General features: G+C 64.2%; 26 protein-coding genes. 9 read left to right on the forward strand and 17 right to left on the reverse strand.

From position 1 onward, the window contains the following. The first annotated feature begins 218 nt into the window (after positions 1-218). Positions 219-1,844, forward strand: coding sequence for an MFS transporter (locus tag QA640_RS41265; RefSeq protein ID WP_283038330.1), 1,626 nt, complete (start codon positions 219-221; stop codon positions 1,842-1,844). 94 nt (positions 1,845-1,938) lie between these two features. Here the strand turns inward: QA640_RS41265 and QA640_RS41270 are convergent, their stop codons facing one another. Together QA640_RS41270 and QA640_RS41275 are read right to left on the reverse strand one after the other, a co-directional pair. Continuing rightward, positions 1,939-2,403, reverse strand: a complete 465-nt coding sequence (locus tag QA640_RS41270; RefSeq protein WP_283038331.1) for a secondary thiamine-phosphate synthase enzyme YjbQ — start codon at positions 2,401-2,403, stop codon at positions 1,939-1,941. Between the two features lie 85 nt (positions 2,404-2,488). Beyond that, a complete protein-coding gene (locus QA640_RS41275; protein ID WP_283038332.1) occupies positions 2,489-3,001 on the reverse strand; it encodes a hypothetical protein in 513 nt (170 codons plus the stop codon). Between the two features lie 347 nt (positions 3,002-3,348). Here QA640_RS41275 and QA640_RS41280 point away from each other — a divergent pair, with 347 nt between their 5' ends. From QA640_RS41280 to QA640_RS41300, 5 genes are all read left to right on the forward strand, one after another. Beyond that, complete coding sequence (locus QA640_RS41280; RefSeq protein ID WP_283038333.1) at positions 3,349-3,723, forward strand: AtpZ/AtpI family protein; 375 nt, start codon at positions 3,349-3,351, stop codon at positions 3,721-3,723. A gap of 108 nt (positions 3,724-3,831) precedes the next feature. After that, positions 3,832-4,581, forward strand: coding sequence for a F0F1 ATP synthase subunit A (locus QA640_RS41285; RefSeq protein WP_283038334.1), 750 nt, complete (start codon positions 3,832-3,834; stop codon positions 4,579-4,581). Between the two features lie 54 nt (positions 4,582-4,635). Continuing rightward, positions 4,636-4,866 (forward strand): F0F1 ATP synthase subunit C, encoded by a 231-nt coding sequence (locus tag QA640_RS41290; RefSeq protein ID WP_007599451.1) that lies wholly within the window; start codon positions 4,636-4,638, stop codon positions 4,864-4,866. A 59-nt stretch (positions 4,867-4,925) separates the two neighbouring features. Next, complete coding sequence (locus QA640_RS41295) at positions 4,926-5,492, forward strand: F0F1 ATP synthase subunit B (RefSeq protein WP_283038335.1); 567 nt, start codon at positions 4,926-4,928, stop codon at positions 5,490-5,492. Positions 5,493-5,497: 5 nt separating this feature from the next. Further along, positions 5,498-5,983, forward strand: a complete 486-nt coding sequence (locus tag QA640_RS41300) for an ATP F0F1 synthase subunit B (protein ID WP_283038336.1) — start codon at positions 5,498-5,500, stop codon at positions 5,981-5,983. A gap of 180 nt (positions 5,984-6,163) precedes the next feature. Here the strand turns inward: QA640_RS41300 and QA640_RS41305 are convergent, their stop codons facing one another. From QA640_RS41305 to coxB, 14 genes are all read right to left on the reverse strand, one after another. Beyond that, a complete protein-coding gene (locus tag QA640_RS41305; RefSeq protein WP_283038337.1) occupies positions 6,164-6,775 on the reverse strand; it encodes a hypothetical protein in 612 nt (203 codons plus the stop codon). 166 nt (positions 6,776-6,941) lie between these two features. Continuing rightward, positions 6,942-7,529: a GNAT family protein gene (locus tag QA640_RS41310; protein ID WP_283038338.1), complete on the reverse strand. Its 588-nt coding sequence runs from the start codon at positions 7,527-7,529 to the stop codon at positions 6,942-6,944. A gap of 45 nt (positions 7,530-7,574) precedes the next feature. Beyond that, positions 7,575-8,864: a pitrilysin family protein gene (locus tag QA640_RS41315; protein ID WP_283038339.1), complete on the reverse strand. Its 1,290-nt coding sequence runs from the start codon at positions 8,862-8,864 to the stop codon at positions 7,575-7,577. Further along, positions 8,861-10,279, reverse strand: coding sequence for a threonine synthase (gene thrC / locus QA640_RS41320; protein ID WP_283038340.1), 1,419 nt, complete (start codon positions 10,277-10,279; stop codon positions 8,861-8,863). The genes QA640_RS41315 and thrC overlap by 4 nt, the downstream gene beginning before the upstream one ends. Before the next feature lie 450 nt (positions 10,280-10,729). Beyond that, positions 10,730-11,374: a response regulator transcription factor gene (locus QA640_RS41325; RefSeq protein WP_283038341.1), complete on the reverse strand. Its 645-nt coding sequence runs from the start codon at positions 11,372-11,374 to the stop codon at positions 10,730-10,732. Between the two features lie 274 nt (positions 11,375-11,648). Further along, complete coding sequence (locus QA640_RS41330) at positions 11,649-12,014, reverse strand: nuclear transport factor 2 family protein (RefSeq protein ID WP_283038342.1); 366 nt, start codon at positions 12,012-12,014, stop codon at positions 11,649-11,651. A 116-nt stretch (positions 12,015-12,130) separates the two neighbouring features. Continuing rightward, positions 12,131-12,886 (reverse strand): SURF1 family protein, encoded by a 756-nt coding sequence (locus QA640_RS41335; protein ID WP_283038343.1) that lies wholly within the window; start codon positions 12,884-12,886, stop codon positions 12,131-12,133. Next, positions 12,883-13,269, reverse strand: coding sequence for a DUF983 domain-containing protein (locus tag QA640_RS41340; RefSeq protein WP_283038344.1), 387 nt, complete (start codon positions 13,267-13,269; stop codon positions 12,883-12,885). Before QA640_RS41340 ends, QA640_RS41335 begins: the two co-directional genes overlap by 4 nt. 80 nt (positions 13,270-13,349) lie before the next feature. After that, the gene (locus QA640_RS41345; RefSeq protein WP_283038345.1) at positions 13,350-14,246 is read right to left on the reverse strand and encodes a cytochrome c oxidase subunit 3; all 897 of its coding nucleotides are present in this window, start codon (positions 14,244-14,246) and stop codon (positions 13,350-13,352) included. A gap of 77 nt (positions 14,247-14,323) precedes the next feature. Further along, complete coding sequence (locus tag QA640_RS41350; protein WP_283038346.1) at positions 14,324-14,974, reverse strand: cytochrome c oxidase assembly protein; 651 nt, start codon at positions 14,972-14,974, stop codon at positions 14,324-14,326. A gap of 5 nt (positions 14,975-14,979) precedes the next feature. Beyond that, on the reverse strand, positions 14,980-15,144 hold the full coding sequence (locus QA640_RS41355; protein ID WP_092238203.1) for a CoxF protein: 165 nt from the start codon (positions 15,142-15,144) through the stop codon (positions 14,980-14,982). A gap of 7 nt (positions 15,145-15,151) precedes the next feature. After that, positions 15,152-16,090 carry a heme o synthase gene (locus QA640_RS41360; RefSeq protein WP_283038347.1) on the reverse strand — a complete coding sequence of 313 codons (939 nt, stop codon included), beginning with the start codon at positions 16,088-16,090 and terminating at the stop codon, positions 15,152-15,154. Positions 16,091-16,147: 57 nt separating this feature from the next. Then, positions 16,148-17,761 carry a cytochrome c oxidase subunit I gene (gene ctaD / locus QA640_RS41365; protein WP_283038348.1) on the reverse strand — a complete coding sequence of 538 codons (1,614 nt, stop codon included), beginning with the start codon at positions 17,759-17,761 and terminating at the stop codon, positions 16,148-16,150. Between the two features lie 69 nt (positions 17,762-17,830). Continuing rightward, positions 17,831-18,670 (reverse strand): cytochrome c oxidase subunit II, encoded by an 840-nt coding sequence (gene coxB, locus QA640_RS41370; protein ID WP_283038349.1) that lies wholly within the window; start codon positions 18,668-18,670, stop codon positions 17,831-17,833. A gap of 451 nt (positions 18,671-19,121) precedes the next feature. Here coxB and QA640_RS41375 point away from each other — a divergent pair, with 451 nt between their 5' ends. Next, positions 19,122-19,658, forward strand: coding sequence for an invasion associated locus B family protein (locus QA640_RS41375; RefSeq protein WP_283038350.1), 537 nt, complete (start codon positions 19,122-19,124; stop codon positions 19,656-19,658). A 284-nt stretch (positions 19,659-19,942) separates the two neighbouring features. On the opposite strand, the gene QA640_RS41380 is transcribed toward QA640_RS41375, so the two are convergent. Next, positions 19,943-20,239: a hypothetical protein gene (locus tag QA640_RS41380; RefSeq protein WP_283038351.1), complete on the reverse strand. Its 297-nt coding sequence runs from the start codon at positions 20,237-20,239 to the stop codon at positions 19,943-19,945. A gap of 180 nt (positions 20,240-20,419) precedes the next feature. Here QA640_RS41380 and tldD point away from each other — a divergent pair, with 180 nt between their 5' ends. Both tldD and lepB read left to right on the forward strand, forming a co-directional pair. Further along, on the forward strand, positions 20,420-21,847 hold the full coding sequence (gene tldD, locus QA640_RS41385) for a metalloprotease TldD (RefSeq protein ID WP_283038352.1): 1,428 nt from the start codon (positions 20,420-20,422) through the stop codon (positions 21,845-21,847). Next, positions 21,844-22,644, forward strand: a complete 801-nt coding sequence (gene lepB / locus QA640_RS41390; RefSeq protein WP_283038353.1) for a signal peptidase I — start codon at positions 21,844-21,846, stop codon at positions 22,642-22,644. Before tldD ends, lepB begins: the two co-directional genes overlap by 4 nt. Positions 22,645-22,651: the final 7 nt, after the last annotated feature.

Below are 22,651 nucleotides of genomic sequence, written 5' to 3' on the forward strand. Positions count from 1 at the left end.
CTTCCGGTTCACGCGGCCTTGCGGGCACCGGTCAAGCTACGCGTCAGTGCGAAAGGCCGAAAGTCGTATTGGGACCGGTTTCACGGCGATGTTACTTTGGGGGCAAGCTCTGAGGCTGTCCGGCCGCGTCCGGACAGCCTCAGGGAGCGAGGAAACGATTTTCGGGGAGCGATTTCAACATGACGACAATGACTGTGTCCCGTGCTGGCGCAGGAGGCATGACGAAGGACGAACGGTTCGTCATTCTCGCCTCTTCGCTCGGCACCGTCTTCGAGTGGTACGATTTTTACCTCTACGGTTCGCTCGCCGGCATCATCGGCGTGCAGTTCTTCTCGGATTATCCGCCGGCGACCCGTGACATTTTCGCGCTGCTGGCCTTCGCGGCAGGCTTTCTCGTGCGCCCGTTCGGCGCCATCGTGTTCGGCCGCGTCGGCGACATCGTCGGCCGCAAATACACCTTCCTCGTCACTATCCTGATCATGGGTCTGTCGACCTTCATCGTCGGCCTGCTACCGAACGCCGCGACCATCGGCTTCGCCGCTCCGGTGATCCTGATCGCGCTGCGCCTTGCCCAGGGCCTCGCCCTCGGCGGCGAATATGGCGGCGCGGCGACCTATGTCGCCGAGCACGCGCCGCACGGCAAGCGCGGCTATTACACCTCCTTCATCCAGACCACCGCGACGCTCGGCCTGTTCCTGTCGCTGCTGGTCATCCTGTTCACCCGCAACGCGACCGGTGAAGCCGATTTCGCCAAGTGGGGCTGGCGCATCCCGTTCCTGGTCTCGGTGCTCTTGCTCGGCGTCTCGGTCTGGATCCGGCTGCGCCTCAATGAATCGCCGATCTTCCAGAAGATGAAGGAAGAAGGAAAGAGCTCGAAGGCGCCGCTGACGGAGGCCTTCGCCAACTGGCAGAACGGCAAGATCGTGCTGCTCGCACTGCTCGGCGGCACCATGGGCCAGGGCGTGGTCTGGTACACCGGCCAGTTCTATGCGCTATTTTTCCTGCAATCGATCCTGAAGGTGGACGGCCCGACCGCCAACCTCCTGATCGCCTGGTCGCTGCTGCTCGGCACCGGCTTCTTTATCGTGTTCGGCGCGCTGTCCGACAAGATCGGCCGCAAGCCGATCATCCTCGGCGGCTGCCTGATCGCGGCGCTGACCTTCTTCCCGATCTTCCGCATGATCACCGCCAACGCCAACCCTGCGTTGGAGAAGGCGATCGAGGCAACGAAGGTCGAGGTTGTGGCCGATCCCGCGGGCTGCGGCGATCTGTTCAACCCGGTCGGCACACGCGTGTTCACCGCGCCTTGCGACACCGCGCGCGCCTTCCTGTCCCAGTCGTCGGTCAAATATGTCACGACCCCGGGCGCGGCCGGCTCCGCCGTCAAGGTCGTCGTCAACGGCAAGGACGTGCCTTATGCCAACGCCAAGGACAGCAACCCGGCGGTACTCGCGGCGGTGCAGGCAGCCGGCTATCCCAAGGCGGGCGATCCCGGCATCGTGAAGATGGCGCATCCGTTCGACATCTTCCGTCCGCAGGTGGCTGCGATCATCGGCTTGCTGTTCATCCTGGTGATCTTCGTCACCATGGTGTACGGGCCGATCGCGGCGATGCTGGTCGAACTGTTCCCGACCAAGATCCGCTACACCTCGATGTCTCTGCCCTACCACATCGGCAACGGCTGGTTCGGCGGACTGCTGCCCGCGACCGCGTTTGCGATCGTGGCCTCGACCGGCGATATCTATGCCGGCCTCTGGTATCCGATCGTGTTCGCGGTGATCACCGCCGTGGTCGGCTTCCTGTTCCTGCCCGAGACCAAGGACGTCGACATCAAGACGACCTGATCGCGGAGCTGCCGGCGGCCTGCCGCCGGCGCAAGCCCAAAAGCAAACCGGCCGCGAAATCCGCGGCCGGTTTTGTTTTATCAACGCAGGTTGGTCAGTTCGCCTGGCCGATGAATTGCAGCACGATTTCGCGACGGTGCGGCTGCGCACGATGCTCGACCAGATAGATCGCCTGCCAGGTGCCGAGCGCGAGGGCGCCGTTCAGGACCGGCACCTGGAGCGATGTCTCGGTCAGCATGGTCTTGATATGCGCCGGCATATCGTCGGGGCCCTCGGTGTCATGCACCCAGCCGGCATTTTCCGGCGCGAGCCGCGACAGCGCCGTGGTGAGGTCGACGAGCACGGAAGGATCGGCATTTTCCTGGATCGTCAACGACGCCGAGGTATGACGGATGAACAGCGTCAATGCGCCCTCACGCGCCTGAACGTCGCGCACGAATTTTGCCGCCTCCGCCGTGAGGTCGACGAAGCCGCGGCCTGAGGTGTGCACCGTCAGCAACGATGATGCGATCGTCGTGGCTTGCACGGTGGATGGCGCGGAGCGCGTCGTCGATGTCATCAAATCTGTCGCTTTATCGAACGCTGCCATGGAACGTCGTTGTCGAAGAACGCCGCTGTGCGCCATCCGTTGCGAAAACACCGCGTCAAATCTTCCCCGACAAGTCCTTCTCCACGCGGTTGGCCATCTCGATCAGCCGCCGCCAGGCGCGCTCCAGGAACGACACCACGCGATCGACGTCCTGGTCGCTCGGCAGCGGGACCTCGATCTTGCGGTCGTTCTCCGCGGCTTTCGGCTCGGCCTTCTTCAGCGAGTCGGATTTCGGCAGCGCGTCCTCGATCTTTCCGGAAACGGTCGGCCCGGCGGCTTTCAGCTTCTCGAGCTCGGCCTGCAGGCGGCCGATCTCGGCATCGAGCGCGGAGCGCTCGTCGGGTACGGCGTAGCAGGCCCAGCCCGCCCCGTTGTTCGAGCAGGTGGACACGACCCCGGTGCGCGTATCGAGCCGCAACACGCCGTCCGGCGTCGGTGTCATGGTGTAGCGGCCGTTCTCGCTCTCGGGCGCCGATTGCGCGGCAACGAGGCTGCCGCCCGCCGCGACTGCCACGGCGATGACCGCCGCCGAAAACCATGATGCTGTGGATGACGTCGCTGACCTCATGGCGCTGCTCCGTCGGAAGATGATGTGACCTGCCCACAATCCTACACCCCGCGCGCGAAAAACGCGCCGGCGCGATGACTGATTTCCGCACCTCGTTCGATATCCGTCGAGCGGCCAAATCCGGGCCAGACCCGCCGATTGCGGCGCGGGCTGCTGCGGTGCGGCGTCACGCTGTGCGCAGCGCTGGAGAACGCAGTGTTATCGCAAGTAATATCAAATAGATACGCGGAAACGACGCAATCGTGACTTGGCTTGACTTGATTATGTGCGGTCAGTATGGTCCGCGCGGCTTTCGAGGGTGGCGGGCGTAATTTCCATTTAACCGCGGCGTTTCGGGTCTTCGTTGCATGACCACAGGCACGGGGCACGGCGAGAATGGAAATGGCGATAAGTCGCCCGAGGAGGCTGCGCTTTCCGAACGGCTCGGAAGTCTTAATCAGCGGTTGTCCGAATTTCGCGACCGCAAGATCAAGACCGAGCAACCCGCAGGTGACGGTGGAGACGGAGCGGCCAGAGCCTCGGCGATGGCGCTTGGTTTCCGGCTATCCTCCGAGTTGATCGCCGGCGTCATTGTCGGAGCGGGGATTGGCTGGGGGTTCGACCGCTTGCTGTCGACGTCGCCTTTCGGATTTATCGTGTTCACGCTGCTGGGCTTCGTGGCCGGCGTGGTGAATGTGGTGAGATCGGCGGGCGCGGGTCAAAACAGGCGCAGCGGTTCGTAGCCCCTCTGGCCAGAGGAATTTTTCGTGCCGGCCTCGCCGGTACGGGCCGGCCCGGCCGGCTGACCGAGACCAGCCGGCGAGCCCGGCAGACCAAGAGATGCCGCGCTGATGAAAATCGATCCGATCCACCAGTTCAACATCGAGCCTCTCTTCACGATCGGCCATATCGGCAACCACACGATCGCCTTCACAAATTCATCGCTCTACATGCTGGTGGCGGTGGCGCTGATCTCGATCCTGATGCTTGCCAGCGGCACGCAGCTCGTCCCCGGGCGCCTGCAGTCGATCGCCGAAATCTCCTACGAGTTCGTCGCCTCGACCATCCGCTCGACCGCCGGCGCGGAAGGCATGAAGTTCTTCCCGCTCATCTTCTCGCTGTTCATGTTCATCTGTGTCTCGAACCTGGTCGGCATCATTCCCTACACGTTCACGATCTCGAGCCACCTGATCGTGACCGCGGCGCTCGCGCTTCTGGTGTTCTTCACGGTCCTGATCTACGGCGTCTACAAGAACGGTCTGAAATTCTTCAAGATATTCGTCCCGCACGGTGTTCCCGGCTACATCCTGCCGCTGGTGATGTTCATCGAGATCCTGTCCTTCTTCCTGCGGCCGGTCTCGCACAGCGTGCGTCTGTTCGCCAACATGCTGGCCGGCCACATCGCGCTGAAGGTGTTCGCGGGATTCGTCGCCATGCTCGGAGTCTCGCTCGGCGCCATCGGCTGGATCGGCGGCGTGCTGCCGCTCGCGCTCACCGTCGCGCTCACCGCGCTGGAGCTGCTGGTCGCGTTCCTCCAGGCCTATGTGTTCGCGATCCTGACCTGCATCTACCTCAACGACGCCATTCATCCGGGACACTGAACGGTCCGGGGAATTTCCACCCACAACCCAAATCTTTCTTCCAAGGAGTCAAAAATGGATCCGGCAGCAGCAAAACTTATCGGCGCGGGCATCGCGTGCATCGGCATGGGCGGTGCGGGCGTCGGCGTGGGCGTGATCTTCGGCAACTACCTCGCCGCAGCCGTGCGCAATCCGTCGGCTGCGCAGGGTCAGTTCGGCAACCTGATCTTCGGCTTCGCCGTGACCGAAGCGCTCGGCATCTTCTCGCTGCTGATCGCGCTGCTTCTGCTGTTCGTTCCGCTCTGAGGACGTTTTCGCGCCGCTCGACTTGCGGGCGGCGCGCGTGACAGCAACAGGAGAACTCCATGGCTGAGAGTCATGGCGGGGCGAAAGGCCCACAGGCCAATGCCCACACCGAGGCCGAGGGTGGTCATCACGGCGGCGGCTTTCCGCCGTTCGAGAGCAGTACCTTCGCGTCGCAGCTGGTGTCGCTCGCGATCTTCTTCGTCGCGCTCTATCTGATCGTGTCCCGTCTCGCCCTGCCGCGCATCGGCGGCGCGATCGAGGCGCGTCAGAACAAGATCGACGCTGATCTGGCCGAAGCGCAGAAGCTGAAGGACCAGTCCGACGCGGCGCTGAAGGCCTATGAGGGCGAGCTCGCTTCGGCGCGTTCGCGCGCCCAGGCGATCAGCAACGAGACCCGCGAAAAGTCGAATGCGCAGGCGGAAGCCGAACGCAAGTCTCTGGAAGAGCAATTGGCGAAAAAGCTCGCGGAGGCGGAGAAGGCCATCGCCTCGACCCGCGCCACCGCCATGAGCAACGTCCGCGGCATCGCGGCCGATGCGGCCGGCACGATCGTGCATCAGCTGACCGGCGTCGTTCCCGACGCCGCATCGGTCAACGCCGCGGTCGATTCGTCCCTGAAAGGTTAGTCGAGATGTTCTTCGAACCTGAATTTTGGGTCGCCGTCGCGTTCGTGATCCTGATGGTCGTGTTTGCCTATCTCGGCATCCACAAGACCGTGCTGACCACGCTCGACCATCGCGCCGAGCGCATCAAGGCCGAGCTCGACGACGCCCTGCGCCTCAAGCAGGAGGCGGCCAAGGTGCTCGCCGACTACAAGGCCCGCAGCGCCAGCGCCGAACGTGAGGCGCAGGACATCATCGCCAACGCAAAGGCCGAAGCCGAGCGCATCGCGGCCGAAGCCAAGGCGAAGATGGAGGATTTCGTCGCCCGCAGAACCAAGACCGCGGAGGGCAAGATAGCGCTCGCCGAGGCCCAGGCACTCGCCGACGTCCGCGCCGCAGCCGCAGAGGCCGCCGTCCAGGCCGCCTCGACCATCCTGTCGCAGTCGGTCAAGGGCCAGGTCGCCGACGACCTGCTCGCCAAGGGCATCACCGAGGTTCGGCAGAAGCTGAACTGAGTCGAGGCTTCCTCACAAATCAAAAAAGGCCGGCGCGATGAGCGCCGGCTTTTTTGTTGTCCGATTGAGAACCGTCTCCACACAATCTGCGTCACGCTCCAGAGGGGGTGACGTGATGCGGAGAGGCCGCGGCGTACTGGATGCCCGGTCGAGCCGGGGCCTGCCGGCGTTCTTTGAAGCCTACTTTTTCTTCTTCGGCGCCGCCTTGCCGCCCGACAACGCCTGCGGATCGAAGCCGACGTAGAAGATGTAGGAATCGGCGACCGCGGCCGACGGCATCGGATAGACCATGTCCTCGGCGACGAAGGTGAAGGGCACGCTGCCGTCCTCGGACATCGCCACCGTGGTGCGATAGGCCTTCGACCCGATCACCTTTTCGCCGATGCCGCCCTGCACCACCGCGATACGCAACGGAATCTCGACCGACGACGGCGCGCCGGCGGGGCCGGCGACGACACGGCCCTGAATGCCGATCCGCGCGGTGATCTCGCTGCCGTTGCGGACGCATTCGCGCGCCATCTTGGTGATCGAGGCCTGGTAGCGCACGTCATTGCCGACCGCCTGCTTGCCGGGGGCGGCCACGGCGTAGGTGGACGCGCCCGCGCGCACCGTGACCGGCGGGCAATCGACCTCGGCCTGGGCCTCGGGCGGCTGCCCGGGGGCCGGCGTCGTGGTCTGGGCCGGCGGCTCGTCCGAGGAGCCGCCGAACAGGCTCTTGAAGCGATCAGTCAGCGACTGCGCCGCCGCCGGCGAAGCCGCCGCGAGCACAATCGACAACGCCAGCGCGATCACCGGACCTCGCCGCAGTGCGGTCTGCGAGGACCGAAGCTCTCTCACCTTCAAGGACCATACTCCATGACAATGTCCCGGCAGACGCCGGCCTGCCGCGTTATATCGCCAAAATCGGCGAACCCAAGGCACACGATAAGGCAACACAACAAGGCAACTTCCGGCTTGGTTAGCCGCGGAAATCCTCGTGCAGCAAGCCGAACAGCAGATGGTCCTGCCAGACCCCGTTGATGCAGAGATAGCGGCGCGCCAGCCCCTCGCGGGAGAAGCCGCACTTCTCCAGCACCCGGATCGACGGCGCATTGGTAGGGATGCAGGCCGCCTCCACCCGGTGCAGGTTGAGCTCGCCGAACAGGGTCGGCAGCAGCACCCGCAGCGCCGCCGTCATATAGCCGCGATGGGCGTAGGGCTGCCCGACCCAGTAGCCGATCGTGCCGGCCTGGACGATGCCGCGGCGGACATTGGCGAGCGTAATCCCGCCGACCATGGCGCCGTCGAGTTCCCGGAAGATCAGGAACGGATAGGACCGGTCCGCGGCGATGTCCTCGGCATACCGGCGCAGGCGCCGGCGGAAGCCCGAGCGGGTGAGATCATCGGATGGCCAGATCGGCTCCCAGGGCGTCAGGTAGTCGCGGCTGCCCTCGCGCAGATGCGCCCATTGCAGGAAGTCCGACATCTGCGGCGCACGCAACAGCAGCCCGTTGCCGCGCGGGGCGAGGGCTGCAGGTCCACTGGATGGCAAGCGAAAAAGGGCCATGTGATGCTTCCCAGGGGCGCAACATGAGCCCTCCCGGCACAGCTCCTAGTGGAGCCTCGCCTTGGCTCGCGCCCGGGTCAATCCTTCCGCAAAAGACACCGCCGTGTCCAGACCCCTGCCGCTGCCCAATGCAACGACCGCGGGGCGGCTGCGCGATAATAGCGACCGTGCCGCATTTCGCGTCGATTCGACGCTAACGGCGTCGATTCGGGCCACCAGCTCCTGCACCGTCTGCGGCCGCCCATAGGCCAGTACATGCCGCGCGAGCTGCTCAGCGCGCGAGCTGCAGCTCTCCAGCGCCATCAACAGGCCCGCCTTCATCTGTGCTTTCGCACGCGCGATCTCTGCCTCAGTCAGGGTTTCCACCGAATCATTTATGATATCGACGATGACCTCCATCATCTCCGGTGCGTCCGCCGGATCCGTGCCGGTGTAGAGCCCGAAGAAGCCGGTATCAGTATAGGGTGCGTGGAAGCTGTAGATCGAGTAGCACAGCCCGCGCTTCTCCCGTACTTCCTGGAACAGCCGCGACGACATCCCGCCGCCGAGGATGTTGGTGAAGACCTGGAGCGAGAACAGCGACTGGTCGGTCTGCGGCACGCCTTCCAGCGCCAGCGTCAGATGCGCCTGCTCGAGCTCGCGATGCACCACCTTCGCGCCGCCCTTGCCGAACATCGCAGGCGCCGGCTTCGGTCCCGGCGTCGCTTCGAAACTTGCAAATCGCTTCTCGACCTCGTCCACGACCTGGCGGTGATCGACCGCGCCTGCGGCGGCCACCACCATGTCGGGGCCGCGATAATGCATGGAGAGATACCCGCGCAGCATGTCGCGGTTGAAGCCGCGTAGCGTCTTGGCGGTGCCGAGCAGCGAGCGGCCCATCGCCTGGTCGGGATAGCAGAGCTCGTTGAGATGCTCGAACACGACGTCGTCGGGCGTGTCCTGCGCAGCTCCGATCTCCTGCACGATGACGTTCTTCTCGCGCTCGAGTTCGTCCGGCTCGAAGGCGGGATTGGCGAGGATGTCGGCGAGCACGTCCAGCGCCAGCGGCACGTCGGCCTTCATCACCCGCGCGTAGTAGGACGTCGTCTCGGTCGAGGTGCCGGCGTTGAGATCGCCGCCGACTGCCTCGATCTCCTCGACGATCTCGCGCGAGGAGCGCCGGGTCGTACCCTTGAACGCCATGTGCTCGAGCAGGTGCGAGATGCCGTGCTCGTTCGGCTTCTCGTCGCGGCCGCCGACGCCGGCCCAGACGCCGAGCGCGGCTGTCTCGACATGGGGCATGTTGTCGGTGACGACGGTGAGGCCGGAGGCAAGCTTGGAGATCTCGACGCTCATCCGGCAACTCCCTGCTTTGCGGCACGGCTGACCGACAACACGAACCGCTCCACCTCGGCCTGATCGTTCTTCATCACCTTCATGTGTTCGGATTTGGTCATCAAGCCGTCGAGCCAGGCCGGCAATTGCGGCCGCATGCTGCAGGCGGACTCGACAGCGTCGGGGAATTTGGCGGGATGCGCGGTGGACAGTACGATGTTGGGCACCGTCGTATCCGTGGTGTCGCGGTCGGCCACGGCCAGCGCCACCGCGGTATGGGGATCGATGAGCTCGCCGGCCTCGCGCCAGGCGGCACGGATCGCAGCCGAGGTTTCGGTCTCGTCCGCGCGGCCGGCGTCGAATTCCTCGCGGATCGCAGCAAGCGTGGCGTCGGGCAGTACGAAGCGTCCCGACTGCTTCAGCGACTCCATCAGCCGGCGCACGCCAGCCGTGTCGCGCCGGCTGGCCTCGAACATCAGCCGTTCGAAATTCGAGGAGATCTGGATGTCCATCGAGGGCGACGCGGTGGCGTGCACCGCGCGCACCTCGTAGATACCGGTCTTGAGCGTGCGCGCCAGGATGTCGTTGACATTGGCGGCGATGCGCAAGGTGCGCACCGGAAGCCCCATGCGCTTGGCAACGTAGCCCGCAAAGATGTCGCCGAAATTGCCGGTCGGCACGGTGAAATCGACCTGCCGCGCCGGCGCGCCGACCGCGACCGCCGAGGTGAAATAGTAGACCACCTGCGCGACGATGCGCGCCCAGTTGATCGAGTTGACGCCGGACAGCGCGACCGTGTCGCGGAAGCGGTGATGGTTGAACATCCCCTTCACCAGCGCCTGGCAGTCATCGAACGTGCCTTCGATGGCGAGCGCATGCACGTTGGCGGCGCTCGTCGTCGTCATCATGCGCTGCTGCACGTTGGAGACGCGGTTGTGCGGAAACAGCACGATGAGGTCGACATTCTCCAGGCCCGCGAAAGCTTCGACGGCGGCGCCGCCGGTGTCGCCGGAGGTCGCGACCGCGATGGTGGTGCGCTGGCCGCGCTTGGCCAGCACGTGATCCATCAGCCGCGAGATGAGCTGCATCGCGACGTCCTTGAAGGCGAGCGTCGGACCGTGAAACAGCTCCAGCACGAATTGATGCGGCGACATCTGGCGCAGCGGCACCACGGCCGGGTGGCGGAAGGTGGCGTAAGCCTCGTTCGCCATGCGGCCGAGATCGGCATCCGAAATCTCGCCGGCGGTAAACGGACGGATCACGTCGACCGCGACCTCCCAATAGGGGCGGCCGAAGAATCCGGCGATGGTCTCTGGCGAAAGCTGTGGCCAGTCGAGGGGCACATAGAGCCCGCCATCGCGGGCAAGCCCGGTCAGCATCACGTCGCAGAAGCCAAGCTCGGGGGCCTCGCCCCGTGTGGAGATATATCGAGTCAAACCGCCCTCCAAAGGTCGGCAGGTCGCCTAAACCTTTGATTTTAATGAAGTTACTTTGTTTTACCGCAGCAAGCTGGGGTGGCACCATAAAGCGTTTTGCCGCATCGGGAAACCGCTTCCCGTGCCGGCTCCGCTCTAAGACAGCGCAAGAAAAAGGGCTGCGGCGATGCCGCAGCCCTCTCCTGGAAGGTCTGTCGTTACGTGTGCAGACCTGTTTTATCCGCTTTTATCCGCGTTCAGAATCCGGTTCGCGAGCCGAGGCCTCGCCTAGTCATTCGCCCTCAGCTTTTGGTCGGGTGTCATCCCATCGTCAAGGCAAAAACGGTTTGCGCCGGAGAACGTTCCAATTTTTCCCGACCGCTCCAAGGCGATGACGACCGGTCGCGCCCTGCTTTGAAGCTTGGCGTGATGCGCCTGCTATCTTTTTCCCGCGGCTGGAGGCCACCGAGCTCAGTTCATCCCGATCGCCACCGCAATCCGGATCAGGTCGGAGTGGTTTTTCGCGCCAAGCTTTTGCTTCAACAGCGACGTGGTGTTCGCGACGGTCTTGTAGGAGATGCCGAGCGCTTCGGCGACCTCGACGATCTTGTCGCCGCGGCCGAGCAGCCGCAGGATTTCCAGTTCCCGCGGGGTCATCTGCGAGGCCGGGTTCGCCTTGATCGTCGCGCCGGAAAAGGTCACGGCCTCCGCCAGCTGCGGCGAGATGAAATTGTCGCCGGCCGCGACCTTGCGTACCGCCTTGACCAGGATCCTGGTGTCGTCGCCCTTGGAGACATAACCCTGCGCACCCATCTCGACCGCCCGGACCACGAAGGTCGGATCGTCGTTGGTGCTGAGCATGATGATCTTGGCGTCCGGATCGTCCTTGCGGATACGGCGCATCAATTCGAAGCCGGAAACGTCGGGCAGGCTGATGTCGATGAGGGTGATGTCGGGACGTTTGCTGACGAAGGCGCGGTGACCGGACTTTGCGTCACTGGCCTCCTCGATCCGGATCGAGTGATCTGACGCGAACAGCGACCTGCAACCGAAGACGACGACCGGGTGGTCGTCGACGATCAATATCCGCGTAGCCGACTTGACGATGTCTTGCATTGATCTCGCTCGCTTTCCCAAACAGATAAGCCAGTGGGAACAAATGGAAAGAGTGAAAATACGACCTGCGTTAGAATTTAACTAAAGCTGAAAGACCCTGCGTGCGCCTAGCTGCGCCCGTCTGCATATTTGGCGGCGCGAGGCCACGCACGCTAAAGCGCGATGGCGTTGAGTTGAATTTTCATAGCTTCAGCTCTTTGTTGGCGCACGATCTGCGTCCGAGAACCGCGGCACGCTTTGCGCTAACGCGGCCCTGCCGGGTCCGGATCGTGCGTCAGCATGCCGAGCAATCCATCGGATTCCGTGGCGCCGGCGTGCAGGTGGTCCGGGATATCTTGCCATCGGCGCTGAAGCCGAAGCTGGCGCGGATGCGCAACGAGCCGGCGATCGAATATTCGAGCTCGACACCCTGCGGCGCGGGGCTGATGTCCTCGAGACCGAATCCGGCAGACGAGAGCGCGCCGAGCCGCGATCCCCAATAGGCTTCGAGCTCGCTGCGGCCGCGGTAGAGATGCGTGCTCCCGCATTGGCATTCGAGGCTGGCATCATCGGTATAGAGATCGATCAGCGACCTGAGGTCGCCCTTGCGACAGGCGTCCAGCCAGTCGACGACAATGCCCATCTGATCGAAGTCACTCACGCGTTCATCCCGATCTATCCACGCGAATTCGTTTCGCGGCTTATGCCCACAGTCGTGAATGGACACTGAATGGTAAAGCCCGGAAGATTCCATTCCGCCTCAGGAGCCGCGGTGGATCAGTTCCGCCGCCGTCCTCGTAGCCACACGCCGAATGCGATCAGCACCGCGCCTGCGAGTGTAAACCAGGTGATGGCGTATTGCAGGTGGTCATCTTTGAGATGCACGTCGAGCGGACGGGGACGCGGGATGCCGTTCTCGGGCGCAGGCTGTTCCAGATCGACGTAGAACGGTGCGACCGCGCCCCAGCCGAGCGCACTCGCCATCAGATGATGATCGCGCACGAACCAGAGCCGACGGTCGCGGTTCTCCGCGGGCGTGAGCCAGCCCGCCTCTTCCGGAAAACGCAAGTACCCGGTGAGCGTGACCGGCCCGCCGGTGACGAGCTTGGTTACAGCACGATCCTCGACGGACCGATCCTGCATCGTGTTCTCGACGAAGCCGGCATCGATCACGATCATCTCGCCGGTCGGCAGCCGTGCCGGCAGGAAGGCCCAGGTGCCGGGACCGGAGGCATCTTTGCGCACGGCCGAGCCGGAGCTGTAGACCATGGCGTCGGGAAGTGGCGCGTAGGTCGCGGTGAAGCTCACGCGGCGAAACTCGTCATCGGCCGCGTTGAGCGTGCTCCACTGTGCGGGCGGCGGCAGCGCGATGGGCGATGCCGCAAGCCGCTCTGTCAGCGCCGCGATCAACTCATGCTTGGCGACGCGGCGCTGCAATTGCCAGACACCGAGAGCGATGAAGGCTGCGATCATGGCGAGCGTGAACAGGCCAAAGCCCGTCACGCCGCGGCGGCGCGTCGCGGTCCCGTTCATTTCGCGCGGTCGACCAATCGGCCCGGCGCCGCCTTGTGGTGGAACTGCAGCGCGATCAGCAGCGACTTCATCGACCGCAACGGCAACAGTGTGGTGACCAGGATCAGCGGCAACCACAGTGCCGCATGCAGCCAGAACGGCGGCTGGTACTTGACCTCGACGATCAGCGCGCAAGCCACCACGATGGCGCCGGCCAGCATGATGATGAAGATCGCCGGCCCGTCGCCGGAATCGATGAAGGCGTAATCGAGGCCGCAAATCTCACACGACGGAGCGAGCGTGAGGAAGCCCGCATAGAGCTTGCCCTGTCCGCAGCGCGGGCATTTGCAGGCGAGCCCGCGCATCGCGCTCTGGAGAACGGTCGTGGGAGGATACTCGGTCATGCACTTTCCTTCCCCTCTCCACACCTTAAGCAAAAGGGGCGGCCGATGAGGGCGCCCCTTATATCACGATCGATCGGGCTTTAGTGCGCGCCGTGCGCCATGGTCTCGGCGCCGCGACCCCAGACGTAGATGCAGATGAACAGGAACAGCCAGACCACGTCGACGAAATGCCAGTACCAGGCGGCGAACTCGAACCCGAGATGCTGCTTCGGCGTGAAATGACCGGCATAGGCGCGCGCCAGGCACACCAGCAGGAAGACGGTGCCGACCAGCACGTGGAAACCGTGGAAGCCGGTCGCCATGAAGAAGGTCGCGCCGTAGATGTTGCCCGCGAAGGAGAACGCGGCGTGGCTGTACTCATAGGCCTGCACGCAGGTGAAGGTCGCGCCCAGGAGGATGGTGAGGATCAGACCGTACTTGAGGCCCTGGCGGTCGTTCTCCAGCAGCGCATGGTGCGCCCAGGTCGCGGTGGTGCCGGAGGTCAGGAGGATCAGCGTGTTCAGGAGCGGCAGGTGCCAGGGATCGAAGGTCTCGATGCCATGCGGCGGCCAGGTGCCGGGCACGCTGCAGGCGCCCATCTGGGTGCCAAGGCCGCAGCCGAACACGGCATCGCGCGTGGCGTGGACGGGATCAGCCGGGAACAGCGCCGAATTGAAGAAGGCCCAGAACCAGGCGACGAAGAACATCACCTCGGAGGCGATGAACAGGATCATGCCGTAGCGGTGGTGCAGCTGCACGACGCGGGTGTGGTCGCCCTTGTACTGGGCTTCCTTGATCACGTCGCCCCACCAGCTCGCCATGGTGTAGAGCACACCGACGGTGCCGATGCCGAAGATGATCGGCGCGGCCGCGAACATGTGGTGCATCCAGGCGATGGCGCCGAATGCCATGACGAAGGCCGAGACCGAGCCGACGGCCGGCCACGGAGACGGATCGACCAGGTGATAGTCGTGATGCTTGCCTTGCGCGGTCGCCATTTCCGTCTCTCTCCTTAGCCCGTGCCTGTCAGGCACTTATCCCCTTCAAATCCAATCCCCGGATCTGAGCCCGGCGATCAAAGATTGCCTTTGCGCTTGTCGTCATCGCCGGCTGCGAGCGGCTTCACCGCCGGCTCGCGCACCGGATAGAACGTATAGGACAGCGTGATCGTGCCCAGCCCGTCATTGTCGTGGTCGTCGATGATCGATGGATCGACATAGAACACCACGGGCATCTCCCGCTTCTCGCCGGGCGCCATGGTCTGCTCGGTGAAGCAGAAGCAGTTGATCTTCTGGAAATAGGACCCGACCGTCAGCGGCGCGACGTTGTAGGCCGCTTGCCCTGCCGTCGTGCGTGCGGCCTGGTTGGTCACGGTGTAGTAGATGGTCGTGACCTGGCCGATATTGACTTCGATCTCGGTCTGCTCCGGTTCGAACCTCCAGGGCAGGCCCGGCGCGACGTTGGCATCGAAGCGCACCGCGATCTTGCGCGCGACGGGACCGCTCGCCGGTGCGGAGGTCGCGACCTGCGTCGTTCCGTTGAAACCGGTGGCGCGGCAGAACCAATTGTAGAACGGCACGGCAGCGTAGGAGGCACCGACCATCAGCGCGACCACGCCGCCGCAGATCGAGGCGACCAGCGCGTCGCGGCCAAGACCATTAGAAAGACCACGGCCCTTCGTGGCCCTCCGGCCCTCATCCCGCGATATGGTCGGCTTCTGATCCATCTTTCCTACAATGGCCGAACTAGCACCGCCGGTCCCTTGACCATGGTGACCGCGAAAAACAGCACGACGAGCACGCCGAGCGCGAGCGCGATCGCAATCGAGCGCTGACGGCGGCTCTTCTTCTGCGCCTCGGTGAGGACGATTCCATCTGGCTCGGGTTTGTCGGCCATGCCAGCGTCATGCGCCCCCTACCATCGGAGCAAGGGCGCGGAACACGACCTCGGCAAGCAGCGTCGCGAACAGCGCGAACAGATAAAGAATGGAGAAAGCAAACAATTTGCGCGTCGCGCGCAGCGATTGGCTGCGCTCACGCCGCATATAGACGTTGATGGCGAGCACGAGCATGCCGGCGCCGAGCACCAGCGAGGTGACGCCGTAGATCCAGTCGAAATAACCGAGCGCCCAGGGCGCCGCAGCCACCGCAATCAGCACGACGGTGTAGAGCAGGATCTGCAACCGCGTCGCATCGGGGCCGGCGACGTTGGGCAGCATCGGGATGCCGGCGCGGGCATAATCGTCGGAGCGGAACAGCGCCAACGCCCAGAAGTGCGGCGGGGTCCAGAAGAAGATGATGAGGAACAGGAGCAGCGGCTCGACGTCGACCGTGCCGGTCACCGCGGCCCAGGCGACCACCGGTGGCAGCGCGCCGGCAGCGCCGCCGATCACGATGTTCTGCGCGGTCCAGCGCTTCAGGAGCAGCGTGTAGATCACGACGTAGAAGAAGATGGTGAAGGCAAGCAGCGCGCCCGCGATCCAATTGACGAGGATGCCGAGCGTCATCACCGAGAAGAAGGCGAGCGTCATGCCGAACGCCATCGCTTCGGGCTTGGTGATGCGGCCGCGCGGGATCGGCCGGTTCGCCGTGCGCGACATCTTGGCGTCGATGTCGCCCTCCAGCGCCATGTTCAGCGCACCGGAGGCGCCGGCGCCGACGGCGATGCAGAGCAGCGAGGTGATCGCGAGCACAGGGTGGAAATGCCCGGGTGCCATCATCAGCCCGACCAGCGCGGTGAAGATCACGAGCGACATCACCCGCGGCTTCAAAAGCGCAATGTAGTCACCGACCTCCGCCTCGGAGATCCTGATATCGATGGCGTCGTGATCGAGGACCGACACTTAACCTACTCGCTTCGTGATAGAGCCGCGGCGCCCGTCAAAGGCGCCGCGGGCTGTTTATTGCACGCGGGGCAGCACTTCGAACTGGTGGAAGGGCGGCGGCGAGGGCAGCGTCCACTCCAGCGTGGTCGCACCGGCACCCCAGGGGTTGGCTCCCGCTTCCTGCTTGCGGGCGAAGGCATCGAACACGCAGTAGAGGAAGATCAGCACGCCGAAGCCGGAGATGTAGGAGCCGATCGAGGAGATCAGGTTCCAGCCGGCGAACGCGTCGGGATAGTCGACATAGCGGCGCGGCATGCCCGACAGGCCGAGGAAGTGCTGCGGGAAGAACACCATGTTGACGCCGACGAAGGTGACCCAGAAGTGCGCCTTGGCAAGCGTTTCATTGTACATGTAGCCCGACATCTTCGGGAACCAGTAGTAGAAGCCGGCGAAAATCGCGAACACGGCGCCGAGCGACAGCACGTAGTGGAAGTGCGCCACGACGTAGTAGGTATCCTGCAGCACGCGGTCGACGCCTGCGTTCGCCAGCACGACGCCGGTGACGCCGCCGACCGTGAACAGGAAGATGAAACCCACGGCCCACAGCATCGGCGCGCGGAACTCGATCGAGCCGCCCCACATCGTGGCGATCCAGGAGAAGATCTTCACGCCGGTGGGTACCGCGATCACCATGGTCGCGGCGACGAAATAGGCCTGCGTCGCCGACGACATGCCGACCGTGTACATGTGGTGTGCCCACACCACGAAGCCGATGCCGCCGATCGCGACCATGGCGTAGGCCATGCCGAGATAGCCGAACACGGGCTTGCGCGAGAAGGTCGAGACGATCTGGCTGATCATGCCGAAGCCGGGCAGGATCAGGATGTACACCTCGGGGTGACCGAAGAACCAGAACAGGTGCTGGAACAGCACGGGATCGCCGCCACCGTCCGGCGAGAAGAAGGTGGTGCCGAAGTTGCGATCGGTGAGCAGCATGGTGATCGCGCCGGCGAGCACCGGCAGCGACAGCAGCAGCAGGAACACCGTCACCAGGATCGACCAGACGAACAGCGGCATCTTGTGCAGCGTCATGCCCGGCGCGCGCATGTTGAAGATCGTGGTGATGAAGTTGATCGCCCCGAGGATCGACGAGGCACCGGCGAGATGCAGCGACAGGATCGCGAAGTCGACCGCCGGGCCCGGATGGCCCGAGGTCGACAGCGGCGCGTACATCGTCCAGCCTGCGCCGACGCCGTTGGCGCCCGGCTCGCCCTCGACGAAGGTCGAGATCAGCAGCAGTGCGAAGGAGGCCGGCAACAGCCAGAACGAGATATTGTTCATGCGCGGGAACGCCATGTCCGGCGCGCCGATCATCAGCGGCACGAACCAGTTGCCGAAGCCGCCGATCATGGCCGGCATGACCATGAAGAAGATCATGATCAGGCCGTGGCTGGTCACGAACACATTGTAGGTGTGGGTCTCGTGGAAGATCTGCACGCCCGGGTACATCAACTCGGCGCGGATCGCGATCGACATCGCGGCACCGATGATGCCCGCGATGACCGCGAAGATCAGGTACATCGTGCCGATGTCCTTGTGGTTGGTCGAATAGACGTAGCGCCGCCATCCGGTCGGATGGGCGTGATCGTCGTGGGCGTGATCGCCGTGTGTCGCTGCACTCGTTGCCATTTTCAAATCCTGCCTTGCGTCCCGTTCGGACCCCGAAAGGTCCCGCCCTTTCGTCCCCTGAACCGGCGCTTACTGCGCCGGGCCGGCCGCGGAGGCATAAGTGCTCGTGCCGCCGCTCGCATATTTCTTCTTCGCCGTTTCAACCCAGGAGGCGAATTCCTGGTCGCTGACCACGCGAATCGCGATCGGCATGAAGGCATGGTCCTTGCCGCAGAGCTCCGAGCACTGGCCGTAATACATGCCGGTCTTGGTCGCCTTGAACCAGGTCTCGTTCAAGCGGCCCGGAATCGCGTCGATCTTGACGCCGAAGGCCGGCAACGCGAAGGCGTGGATGACGTCGGCGCCCGTGGTCTGGACGCGAATCACCTTGTTGACCGGCACCACCATTTCGTTGTCGACGCCGAGCAGGCGGGGCTGCTTGTCCTGTGCCATCAGCGAGTCGAACTCGAACTTGCCGTTGTCGGGATAGGCGTAGGACCAGTACCACTGCTTGCCGGTGGCCTTGATGGTCAGGTCCGCCTTCGGCACGTCGAGCTCGAGGAACAGGAGGCGAAACGACGGCACCGCAATGCCGACCAGGATCAGCACCGGCACCAGCGTCCAGAGCACCTCGATCAGCGTGTTGTGGGTGGTCCGCGACGGCACCGGATTGGCCCGCGCGTTGAACTTCACGACCACGACCACCAGGAGCGCCAGCACGAACAGCGTGATCACGGTGATGAGGACGAACAGGAAGTTATGGAACCAGACGATGTTGTCCATCACCGGGGAACCGGAGGCCTGCAGATGCCATTCCCACGGCTGCGGCTGTCCGAGCTCGGCAAATGCCGCGCCGCCAGTGGCCAGCGTCAGGCTAGCTACGGCCAATCCCAGCAAGTGCCGGCCCATCCGGCCCATCGACATCCTCATGCCGCTCGCGCTCCCCTTACGAAATCACCCCAATGCACCCCCCTATTTTTGGGGAACGCTTATTCGATCCGCCCGTCCGACAAACCGCCGCGCAAGAATACCTCTAAGAGGTCGTGGGGCCAGATCGCTAGAACGCCGAAATCAAGCCTCTCAAACCATAATTCTTGATCTCTCGCAATGCAGTCTTGAACCCGGTCTGCCTGCCATCACCCGCAAGATATTTCAGACAAAAATACTGTTCCCGGGAGTGTCGCGGCTTGACAGCGGGATTGCCCGTTGTAGGCACTGACCGGCGGCCCCGCTGGAGCCTGATTCGTGCGGGAAAAGGCGACCGGCGCGGCGCGGGATTTGCTTGTTGGTTGCTTGGGATCCGCCTTCAAGCCGCCGTCATTTCCGTATCCTGAGTGGCAGCGAAGCCGCCCAGGCAGGTTGCGAACAGAGGGATCGACCGATGGGGCTTTCGACACGCATGGCGAAACCCGCTCCTGACCGCCGACTTGGCGTGTTGGCCGGCCTTCAGATGGCCGCCGTCCTCCTCCTGCCAGGCCTTGCCCACGCGCAAGGCGCGGTGCGCTCGGTCCATGGTGACTGGCAGATTCGCTGCGACACCCCGCCCGGCGCCCAAGCCGAGCAATGCGCCCTGATCCAGAGCGTCGTCGCCGAAGACCGCTCCAATGCCGGCCTGACCGTGATCGTGCTGAAAACCGCCGACCAGAAGAGCCGGCTGATGCGGGTAGTCGCGCCGCTCGGCGTGCTGCTGCCCTCCGGCCTCGGCCTGAAGCTCGACAACCAGGACGTCGGCCGCGCCGGTTTCGTGCGCTGTCTGCCCAACGGCTGCGTCGCCGAGGTGGTCCTGGAGGACAAACTGCTCGGCCAGCTCCGTTCGGCCAAGACCGCGACCTTCATCATCTTCGAAACCCCCGAGGAAGGCATCGGCTTCCCGCTCAGCTTGAACGGGCTCGGCGAGGGGTACGACAAGCTGCCGTAGGCTCACGACGTCCGGGTTGTTGGTCCGCCATCCTTCGAGGCCTCCGTTACGCTCCCGCACCTGCTGCGACAACGGCTTCGCCGCTCGCGCGGGGGTGACGGTGATGGATCTGTGATCGCGGACGATGCAGTGACTAAGCTAAAGCGCGATGAGATTAGGCTGTTGTTCGCGCATGATCTCCGCGCGAAACGCGTTCCGCGTTTGTCGCGAGGGAAAACCGCTTCACACTTTTGCGGGGCGGGCTTTAGTCGCCGCGGCCACCACACCTTAAGCGCCCCGGTGCCTCATGCTCGGTCGAGACGGTACAGATCGGTGTCGCACCAGGTACAGCGGAAGATGCGGCCGCTACCGCGTACCGGCATGCTTGCCGTCTTCTGCCGGCACTTCGCGCAGACGACGCCGTCCGCCGTGGCACAGCCGGGGTGGGCAGCGAGATAGTCTTCGCGGGAAGGATAGGACGTCCAGCGACGACGGTAGATGAGCTGATTGATGAGCAGAACCAATGCCAGTACGGCAAAGCCGATGATCAAGCCGTGATACCGGTCGACGAAATCGACCAGCGAAAGGATGGGCTTCCACATGCGTCGCGTCTCATAGACCGGCCATAGCCAGGACGCACAGAAAATAAGGCCAATCCTTCAATATCGGCTTAAGACCTCCGTCATTCGTACCATGTCGTTTCGGTAATGTGACGGCCGGCCCCTCGCCGAACGCTTTTGAAACCATTATCTTGCCCCACATCTCCCGATAATGGATCGCCGATGACCAACCCTGCTACAACCTCCCTGCTCGACCGCGCCAATCTCGACCGCGACCAGGTTCGCCACGAAGTCGCGCGCGGGCTTTCCGGCGCGGACGACGGCGAATTGTTCCTGGAATACAGCCAGACCGAAGCGCTGATGTTCGACAATGGGCGGCTGAAGCAGGCGACCTATGACACCTCGCAGGGCTTTGGCCTGCGCGCAGTGAAGGACGACGCGGTCGGCTACGCGCATTCCTCCGACGTGTCGCTGCCGGCGCTGATCCGCGCAGCCGATGCGGTCGCTGCGGTCCGCGGCGGCTATTCGGGAAACTTTGCCGCGCCACCGCCGCATAGCAATGTGCGGCTCTATGGCGACGACAATCCGCTGGACGCGCCGGGTTTTGAGGCCAAGGTCAAGCTGCTCGCGGAGATCGATGCGTATTTGCGCGACAAGGATCCGCGCGTGCGGCAGGTCAGCGTGAGTTTAGGGGCGACCTGGCAGGTGGTTGAAATCCTCCGCCCCGATGGCGAGAGCTATCGCGATATCCGCCCGTTGGTGCGCGTGAACATTTCCGTCGTCGCCGGTCAGGGCGATCGCCAGGAAAGCGGCAGCAAGGGCTATGGCGGCCGCGCCGGCTATGCCGAATTCATCGAGACCAAGAACTGGCGCGACGCGGCTGACGGCGCGCTGCGCGAGGCGCTGGTGAATCTGGAATCCGTGCCGGCGCCCGCTGGCGAGATGGACGTGGTGCTTGGCGCCGGCTGGCCTGGCGTGATGCTGCATGAGGCGGTCGGCCATGGCCTGGAGGGCGACTTCAACCGCAAGAAGACCTCGGCGTTTGCGGGTCTGATGGGTCAGCAAGTGGCCGCCAAGGGCGTCACCGTGGTCGACGACGGCACCATTGCCTCGCGGCGCGGCTCGCTCTCGATCGACGACGAGGGCACGCCGACCAACCGCACGGTGCTGATCGATGACGGCATCCTGGTCGGCTACATGCAGGACCGCCAGAACGCGCGTCTGATGAACATGAAGCCGACCGGCAACGGCCGCCGCCAGGGCTACGCCCATGTGCCGATGCCGCGCATGACCAACACCTACATGCTCGCGGGCGACCGCGAGCCGGGCGAGATCCTCGCCTCGGTGAAGAACGGTGTGTTCGCCGCGAATTTCGGCGGCGGCCAGGTCGACATCACGTCGGGCAAATACGTCTTCCAGTGCACGGAGGCGTACAAGATCGAGAACGGCAAGCTGGGCGCGCCGTTGAAGGGCGCCATGCTGATCGGCAACGGACCGACCGACCTGCATCGCATTCGCGCAATCGGCAATGATCTCGCGCTCGATACCGGCATCGGCACCTGCGGCAAGAACGGCCAGGGCGTGCCGGTCGGCGTCGGCCAGCCGACGCTTCTGATGGAACGGATTACAGTGGGTGGTACGGGCGCATGAGCGTTGAGAAAATGACTGCAACAACCAAGCCCAAGAGCAGTGGCAAGAACAGGGGCAAGAACAGCACCTGGCGCGGACAGCTCGTCCAGCTTGCTGGCATCGTCGCCGCCGTGTTCATCGCCAAGGGCGCGCTGGCCGAGCCATTCTACGTGCCGTCGGGCTCGATGGAGCCGACCCTGCTGATCGGCGACGCGCTGCTCGCCTCGAAATTCCCCTATGGCTACGGCACCTCGTCGCTGCCGATCCAGATCAATCTGCCTGAAACCGGCCGCGTCTTCGCGGAGACGCCGAAGCTCGGCGACGTCGTCGTGTTCCGCTGGCCCGGCGACCGCTCGCAGGCCTGGGTCAAGCGCGTGGTCGGTCTGCCCGGCGATCGCATCCAGATGCGGCAGGGCCAGCTCTTCATCAATGACCGTCCCGCCGAGCTGAAGCCGGATGGTTTGGGTCAGGCCGAGGACGACAGCGGCGGCAGCGAGCCCGCCTATCGCTACGTCGAGACGTTGCCGAACGGCGTCTCGCATCTCATTTTCAAGATGCATGACAACGGCCCGCTCGACAACACGCCGGAAGTGACGGTGCCGGCCGGGCATCTCTTCGTGCTCGGCGACAACAGGGACAACTCCGCCGACAGCCGCGTGCCCCTGCGTTCCGGTGGCGTCGGGCTGCTGCCGATCGACAATCTCGTCGGCCGCGCCGATGCCGTGCTCGGCTCCTGGGATCTCGGCATGCGCAGCCAGCCGATGTGGACCTGGCTGTCGGGCTTCCGGATGGCACGGTTCTTCACCGCTGTGCGCTAGGCCAATC

It is taken from the genome of Bradyrhizobium sp. CB82, assembly GCF_029714405.1.
Classification (GTDB): Bacteria; Pseudomonadota; Alphaproteobacteria; order Rhizobiales; family Xanthobacteraceae; genus Bradyrhizobium.